At 41.5% G+C, this 574-nt stretch carries 1 protein-coding gene and 1 pseudogene; one reads left to right on the forward strand and one right to left on the reverse strand.

Features of this window, described 5'->3' with window-relative positions; all coding sequences use genetic code 11:
• Positions 1-264: colicin M immunity protein (gene cmi, locus E0D98_RS25540; RefSeq protein WP_131891506.1), on the forward strand; the 264-nt coding region annotated here is incomplete at its 5' end.
• A gap of 49 nt (positions 265-313) precedes the next feature.
• Here the strand turns inward: cmi and cma are convergent.
• Positions 314-574, reverse strand: a pseudogene (cma, locus tag E0D98_RS25545) (lipid II-degrading bacteriocin colicin M); the annotation flags it as partial.

Consider the following 574-nt stretch of genomic DNA (forward strand, 5'->3'; position numbering starts at 1 on the left):
TGCTATCAGGTCAGCGATGAACAGGCCAGAACGTTTGTAAAAAATGATTACCTGCAAAGAATGAGACGCTGGGACAACGATGTTCAACTTCTTGGTACAGAAATCCCGAAAATTACATGGGAAAAGATTGAGAGAAGTTTAACAGATGTTGAAGATGAAAAAACACTTCTTGTCCCATTTAAAGCTGAAGGCCCGGAGGGTAAGAGAATGTATTATGGCATGTACCATTGTGAGGAGGGATATGTTGAATATGCGAATGACTAATACACTGTTATAAAGGCTGCATAAAAAGGCCGGAATCCCGGCCCTTATATTATCGCTTACCACTTTCTTTAATGTGAATTTCACCAGGAAGCAGTATCTGGTACTCTTTACCAGAAAACATCGCCCCGAGCCTTGTGAGCGACTCTCCGATGATGCCACGGTGAGTGCTGGCGTTAAAATCGTATTTATCATCATATGAACGAACAACGCCATTGTAAGTCCAGGAGCCATTGGCAGAGATAGTTAAAGTACCTTCTGTTTTCAGTGTGATATTACCAAGATATGCACCGGTAATAACATTATAATCACC

It is taken from the genome of Escherichia sp. KCJ4928 (assembly GCF_004352695.1).
Taxonomy (GTDB): domain Bacteria; phylum Pseudomonadota; class Gammaproteobacteria; order Enterobacterales; family Enterobacteriaceae; genus ECMA0423.